Source organism: Nodosilinea sp. FACHB-141, from assembly GCF_014696135.1.
Classification (GTDB): domain Bacteria; phylum Cyanobacteriota; class Cyanobacteriia; order Phormidesmidales; family Phormidesmidaceae; genus Nodosilinea.
The window spans coordinates 48,280-55,354 of sequence record NZ_JACJPP010000027.1 but is presented as its reverse complement, the minus strand read 5'-3'; the positions used below and the strand labels follow the sequence as shown (position 1 = coordinate 55,354).

The window sequence follows — 7,075 nt, the reverse complement described above, 5'->3', positions numbered from 1 at the left end:
TTCGTGCTCACCCAGGCGGGGGCTGAGGTAGCGGTTGCCGCCTCAGCCCTACAGGCTCTCGGCCAGCTCAATCAGTCTGTACCCGACCTGTTGCTGTGCGATATCGGCATGCCCGAGATGAATGGCTATGAACTGATTCAGCAGATTCGCCAACGGCGCCACGACCAGGGGGGCAATATTCCTGCAATCGCCCTGACAGCCTATGCGGGAGAGGTCAATCAGCAGCACGCCCTGGCCGCTGGTTTTCAGCTGCATCTGGCCAAACCCATTGACCCAGACCTACTGGTGAGCACGATCGCTACGCTAGTGAAGCCTCAATCGCAAGAAGGCTAGGGTGCGTTTTAGCGGTCTAGAGCTAGACCCGGACATCTCTGTCATTCATCAGGTGCAAATTCAGGAGGCATCAGAACGTTCCCAAGGTGGCTTTAGAACCAAAACCTCAGCTGCGCGGCGAGGGAAACGGCTTCCCTTTCTGTTCATGGTTGGCGAGCGCCATGAGGTGGTCGTGTTTGACCATTAATGGAGCAGAAGGTGGTTAATGGCCCTAACGCTGGACGACAAGATGACGCTCGAATGTGGGGTAAAAGTAGCTGGGGAAGCTCGGGTGCCCTACCTCACCAAGGGCACAGCTGATGCCAACCTCAAGATTACAGTGGAGTGTTCGTTCCTCAGGAAAGCTGAGGCCTCAGCGCTTGAGGGTAGCTCCTGTCAAACCGTATAGTTGCCCGCGCCACAAAGCAGCATCACAACCTCTCTTGGCAGCTCTTTCGTGAGTACAGGCGTGGGGTTAAGCCAGATTGGCTAATTGCAAGCGCAGGCAACTATGCATCGAGAAGGCAACTATGCCCAAATCGCAGCTTCGCTACATTGAGACCAGGTAGGAAAGAGTCGATCGCCTTTGCCCAGCACATAGTTACCGTTGCTAGTCCACACCGCACCTCATCCATAGTTACGAAGCACAATAGCCATGGACTAGAGATAAGCGATTGAAGCGGCTGTGGAGCCTTTAAGTTTTGAATCATCACCAGGGTTGATTCATTATTCAGCGACCCATGAAAGACCTGCGAGTGGGAGCGATCGCTCCAAGTTTGCTTATGTCCATCAACAGTTGTTCGCGTAGGAGAAGGACCAGGCTATCTTAGGAGAATTGCGATCGCTTCCACCAACGCTTCTGGCTCCACGGGTTTTGTGATGTGCGCTTGGAAACCTACCTGACGTGCCTTTTGCTGGTCAAAGTCTCTAGCATAGGCAGTCAGGGCAATCGCCGGAACTTGTCCACCCTGGCTTGGAGGGCGAGAGCGAATCTGCTGCATCAGCATATAGCCATCCATGTCTGCCATACCAATATCACTGACAATCACATCGGGAGTGAACCGATCAAGCGCTTGCAATGCCTCTAAGCCAGACGTGACAGCTGTTACCCTGGCTCCACGTTGCTCCAACAAAAAAGCCTGCAATTCACGCGTATCATCATCGTCATCTACAACCAGGATTCGCAGGTCGCTTAAAGGAGTTTCCTGGTTTCCTACTTCAGCATGAGTCGGCTCAAACACAGCCGGAACCATTTTTTGAATGGTAGGTAACCGTACTGTAAATGTTGCGCCTTGATTGTTACCCAGGCTTTCTGCCTTAACGGTTCCTCCATGCATTTCTACGATTTGCCGTACGATCGCTAGCCCTAACCCCAAGCCACCAAACTTTCGGGTTGTAGTGCTATCTGCTTGCCGAAAGTATTCAAATACATGAGGCAAGAACTGCGGATCGATGCCTTTTCCGGTATCAATGACTCGAATTTGAGCCAGTTGATTCAATTGCCGCAGTTCAACCTCGACCTGCCCACCATTGGGAGTGAACTTGACGGCGTTGGTGAGCAGGTTCCACACCACTTGCTGCAAGCGGGCAGCATCGCCAGAAACAGGAGCAACCGCTGTATCAAGGTCGAGCAAAATTTGAATTTGCTTGGCTTCTGCTGCCAAACGCACGGTTTCCACTGCCGCAGAGATGACAAACGTTAGACTGACGGAAGCCGCTGTGAGTGTCAGCTTGCCCTGCATGATGCGGGAAATGTCTAAGAGATCTTCGATTAGTTGGGTCTGCAATTTGGCATTGCGCTCGATCGTGGCTAATGCTTCGGCTTGACGATCCGGGTTCAGTTTGCCATTTTGCAGCAGATGAGTCCAGCCAAGGATGGGGTTGAGGGGCGACCGTAGCTCATGAGACAACACTGCCAAAAACTCATCTTTGATTCGATTAGCCCGTTCAGCTTCTTTCCGTGCAGCTTGTTCTCGTGCTAAGAGCTGTTCGCGCTCGGCTTCAGCTTGTTTGCGATCGCTAATATCCACGTAGGCGCCGATTACCCCGCGAACGTTACCTGCCCCGTCCCGCAGCGGTACGGCTCGTCCATACATGTAATTCACGACGCCATCCTCAAACACGAGTTCGGCTTCCTGTACGACCTCCTGGCCTGTTCTCCCTGCCTTTTGCAAGGAAAGCTCTTCTGCTGGAACGTCTTGTCCCTTTATTTGCAGCTTGAATTTGAAGGGATAGATGCCGTTAGCAGGGGTAGCAGTCGTTGCATCACCCGGTTCTGCCCGCATCAAATTATAAGCCGCTCGATTTACCGTTACTTGGTGACAGTCAGGATCATGGGCTAGCCAAATTGCAGCTGGAACAACTTCCATCAGTGCTTCCAGTTCTTCGGCACGAGCCCGGGCAAGCGCTTCACTTTCGCGTAACGCCAGTTCTGCCTGTTTGCGATCGGTGATGTCTGTGGAAACTCCAATCAATCCAATGATATTGCCCTGTTCATCACGATACGGCGCTTTAGCTGAAAGAAATATTCGGTTTCCTTCTGGCACAACGACCAGTTCCTCAAAAATAATGACCTGCCCGCTTTCCATCACGCGACAATCGTTTTCTGCTATTTGCTCAGCCTCTTTTGGTCTGAGGTAATCTACTTCTGTTTTGCCGATCAGCTCTGCTTCCGATTTGCCGAGTAAGCGAGCCGTGGCTGGATTGACCATCTGTAAGCGTCTCTGACGATCCTTGATGTAAATCAGGGTGGGAGTTACTTCGTTCACGGTGTTCAGGATGGCAAGGCTTTCCTGTAAGGCTGCCTCCGTCTGTTTGCGATCGGTGATATCAAACACAACCCCCAGTGCTCGAATGGGCTGCCCGGTTTCGTCATAGGTGAAACTTCCCAGGGAAGCGACCCAGGCAATTTGCCCATTGTCAGCTCGAATGACTCGGTATTCTGCTCGATAAAGCTGCTGTTCTAGCCTTGACTGTTGCCATCTTTGCAGAACTAAGTCTCGATCATCGGGATGAACTCGACTACTCCACATCTCATAACTGACTTCCCCAGCCGCAACGGGTTCATACCCTAACACTTTGAAATATTGTTCTGACCAAAGCAGTTCTCCAGTCCTGATATCTAAATCCCAGCTTCCCATTTGGGCAGCTTCCATTGCCAATCTCAACCGTTCTTCACTTTCGCGCAAAGCTTCTTCAGTTTGCCTGCGATCAGTGATGTCAAAGCTGGTTCCCACGTAGCCTAGCAGGTCTCCAGAATCACTCAGTCGAGGCACAGCATAGCAGTCAAGCCAGCGATATTGTCCGTCTGCTCGTCTGATTCGAACCTTTCTTTGAAAGAGCTGGCGCTCCTGAAACGCCTTCACGTAAGCAGAAACATACTCGTCTGCGTCATCGGGATGCAGATCAACCTGCCATCCAAACCCCTGGATCTCTTCTAACGTTTTGCCGAAAAAGTCTAAGTAAGCTTGATTGACGAACTCGCAGCCTCCATCAGCGCCGTTCAGCCAAATCAGACAGGGGGCACAATCCGCCAGAACCCGAAAGCGTTCTTCACTTTCGCGTAAAGCGGCTTCAGCCCGTTTGCGATCGCTAACATTCTGCGCCGCACCCACATAGTAAACGGGACGACGTTCAGCATCAAAAAACGTTTGGCCACGACCCGAGATCCAGCGTTCGACTCCGTCTTCAATACCAATCACACGAAATTCAGCCTCAAAGATGCCATCACCATTGGGGTCAATGGCTTTTGCCGCCTGTTGTTCAACATACTCGCGGTCTTCGGGATGGAGCCCAGCATTATGGACAGCTAAATTTACCTCGGCATCTGGTGCTAGCCCCCACATCGCTTTCAAATTGGCATCCCAGATGAGTTCACCCGTTACCGGGTTCCATTCATATGGTGAAAATCGAGTGACTTCGATCGCGCTTCGCAATTGCTGTTCGCTCTTGCGTAATTCTTCTTCAGTTCGTTTGCGATCGGTGATGTCGAAGACAACCCCCCTACTAAAGATAGGTTTTCCAGCCGCGTCGTAGCTGGCGCTTCCTCTTCCCATTAACCAGCGCACGGTGCCATCAGACCAAAGCGCTCGGTACTCAATCTCATGATTTTCTAGTTGCCCATCCTCTAGTACAGGACGCATTTCCTGAAGGCGCTGACGATCGTCTGGATGTACGGCATTTAAGAAAACCTGATAAGACATTTCAGTATCAGCGGGCAACCCAAACAGCGCTTTACATTGATCGGTCCAGACCAACCTGTCAAGCGCTATGTCCCAATGCCATAAGCCTAGATTGGCTCCCTCTGTAGCTAATCGCAATTGCTCCTCACTCTGCCGCAGTGCTGCCTCAGCTTGTTTGCGTTTAGTGATGTCTTGAAAATAGATAGCAACTCCTTCTAGTGAAGGGTAAGCTCTCACCTCTAGCCACCGTTGCACAGGTTCACCAAACTCTTCCCAAGATGCAGGAACCTGTTCCTCTAAAGCTCGGTGCAGTTGCCGATAGGTAAATCCTCCCTTCTCGCTAGGGAATACCTCCTCCCAAACATTTTTGCCAATTAGCTCTTCGAGAGACTTTTGCAGCATTTGTAGAGCCGCAGGGTTGGCATAGGTATAACGCCAATGGCGATCGAACGCCACAAACGCATCTGTCATGTGTTCCAGTAAATGAGCCGTTTGACGCTGGGCAGCTTCTGCCTCAGCCCGAAGCTGCTGTTCTTGTCGCAGGGCAACTTGGCGGGATTGATTCAACCTGCTAATCAGTAAGGCAATGATGATAAACACTCCCAAGCGGAGCAGATCTCCGGGATCGACAATACCCAGGGCACTGTGTGGTGGAATGAAGTAATTAATGGCTAGTGCAGACAGTACGGTTGCCACTAAACCTGGTTTCAGTCCGCCATACCAGGCACTGACCATCACTGCCACGTAAAACAAAGCCAGGGGAGTGGGTTTTATCCAGGAGCCAAGCCACAGACTGATTACCGATGTTAGAGTCACATTGAGCAACACCAAACCATAAGAGAGCAATGGTGAATCCCTGGTCATCATTCTCTGCACGCTTAGCCCAATGCTCCTGCCGATCATTACGTTGCTCCGCTAAATTGGCAATTGAACCGCGCTAAAGAATTCAGCCGAGTCGGTTGCCACGGTTTGCAAGGTTCATGAGAGGTTCCAACCCAAGGCAATTGTACAGTGCTAAATTAAACGACATTGAGACAAATTCGTGTCGTGGAACAGAACCTTCTCTACGGCAGGACTACAGAGAGTTTGCTCAGCCGTTCCTCGTCTAACCATTGGCATTACCAAACTGGCTTAAGGCGGAAAAAGCAAACCAAATCTAGCTTTGCTTCTTTGACGACACTAATGTGTCTCCACGACAAATGAAGAGTCACTGTACAAAAGATGAGCCAATGCTAGGGCCCCTTGTTAAAGGGGGCAAGCGCGGCGGTAAGCTGTTGAGCGTAAATAGAATTTCACCTTAGCCCCTGGCCCAGCGCTGGGGGTTTTGCTGTCTATGCCCGCTGTCTCAGGTTCATCGCTACCAGCACGGCAGCGCCCATCAACCAACTCAGGGCAAAGCCCAGCATGGTATACATTGGCCAATCAGATGGCCATACCCCAGAATCCACAGCAGCACCGACTCAATCCACCTAAGGTGCCCAAACCCGAGCTTCGCAATAATGGGCAAGTGGCACCATCACAAATCGTCACCATGATTCAGTCCTACGGCTTGAGCGGGCTAGATAGCTAATCGCGCCAAAACAAAACCCCCACAGACCAGCGGTTGTCTGTGGGGGTTTATTGCATCTAGATATGGCACGCGCCCGCTGTGGGCCTATGGTGCCCCTGCTGGTGAGGTGCGATCGCACTCTACCCTGCAATCGGCCATGTGGCTTAGTCGGTGGAGCTGACGCGCTTGCAGGCGTACTCTGCCCCGGTAGCGTTTACAGCTTTGCAATGAACGTTCTCCCACTTGGTCACGGTCAGCACGTCGCCCGATGAGGGCTCTAGGGGAACGGTGCCACGCCCCAGTCGCTCGACCAGCTCCGAAGCAGACAGATCCATGCTCGCGGCTAGGGCTTTGAAACCCTCCCACCCCTCGTCGGTGGCCATCAGCTGGCGACGCTTTTTTGCTTCCCAATACATCGTTTCTCGGGGCTGCAAGTTCGATTTTTGGCGGATTTCTGCACCTCCGACCAGCCTAGATCAGGTGGCAGCATAAAGTTAACTGCTACCGTCACCACACACTGCTGAGCGTGGCTTTGGCCGTGGTACCACCGCACCCAGAAAAATTACCGCAATGCAAGACAACACCGCCGACCTAGCCCGCGCACTGAAGCAGATTGAAGTCGCTACCATGGCGATCGCCGCAGCCAACCCGCCCAACTGGAAGCGCCCGCTCGATGCCTATAAGAATGGCTGGGTAGCTGCGATCGGGGCGATCGAGGTAGCCCACGACGACCACGGGCCCACCGTCATCTGGTGGATGGGGCACCATTACACCCGTCGCAGTGGCAGTAACCCCAAGTTTGGGGCGGCGATTTGGTTCAGCCGCAGCGCGGGAAAGGGTGAGGATGGCGAAGCCGCGTATTTGAGGTTGATTACCTTTGCTGATGGCCCTGCCCTCACAGCAGAGCCGTTGCCTGACTACGTGGTGAAGGCGCTCGATCGCAGTAACCAGAAGCGGTAACAATGGCCGGCCACACTTACCCCAGGGCATCAATGCAAAAACCCCTGCCATGTTTCAAGGTCATGGCAGGGGA

At 52.5% G+C, this 7,075-nt stretch carries 6 protein-coding genes; 4 read left to right on the top strand and 2 right to left on the bottom strand.

Annotated features, from left to right (window positions below):
- Together H6F59_RS25030 and H6F59_RS25025 are read left to right on the top strand one after the other, a co-directional pair.
- On the top strand, positions 1–333 hold a 333-nt coding region (locus H6F59_RS25030; protein ID WP_190707497.1), incomplete at its 5' end, for a response regulator.
- A gap of 205 nt (positions 334–538) precedes the next feature.
- Positions 539–721 carry a CU044_2847 family protein gene (locus tag H6F59_RS25025; RefSeq protein WP_190707502.1) on the top strand — a complete coding sequence of 61 codons (183 nt, stop codon included), beginning with the start codon at positions 539–541 and terminating at the stop codon, positions 719–721.
- Positions 722–1,133: 412 nt separating this feature from the next.
- Here H6F59_RS25025 and H6F59_RS25020 read toward each other — a convergent pair whose 3' ends face one another.
- On the bottom strand, positions 1,134–5,360 hold the full coding sequence (locus tag H6F59_RS25020; RefSeq protein ID WP_190707494.1) for a PAS domain S-box protein: 4,227 nt from the start codon (positions 5,358–5,360) through the stop codon (positions 1,134–1,136).
- 559 nt (positions 5,361–5,919) lie between these two features.
- Between H6F59_RS25020 and H6F59_RS25015 the strand changes: the two genes are divergently transcribed.
- On the top strand, positions 5,920–6,063 hold the full coding sequence (locus tag H6F59_RS25015; RefSeq protein ID WP_190707491.1) for a hypothetical protein: 144 nt from the start codon (positions 5,920–5,922) through the stop codon (positions 6,061–6,063).
- Positions 6,064–6,206: 143 nt separating this feature from the next.
- Here H6F59_RS25015 and H6F59_RS25010 read toward each other — a convergent pair whose 3' ends face one another.
- Positions 6,207–6,458: a hypothetical protein gene (locus H6F59_RS25010; protein WP_190707489.1), complete on the bottom strand. Its 252-nt coding sequence runs from the start codon at positions 6,456–6,458 to the stop codon at positions 6,207–6,209.
- Positions 6,459–6,612: 154 nt separating this feature from the next.
- Here H6F59_RS25010 and H6F59_RS25005 point away from each other — a divergent pair, with 154 nt between their 5' ends.
- Positions 6,613–7,002, top strand: coding sequence for a single-stranded DNA-binding protein (locus tag H6F59_RS25005; RefSeq protein ID WP_190707487.1), 390 nt, complete (start codon positions 6,613–6,615; stop codon positions 7,000–7,002).
- Positions 7,003–7,075 lie beyond the last annotated feature (73 nt).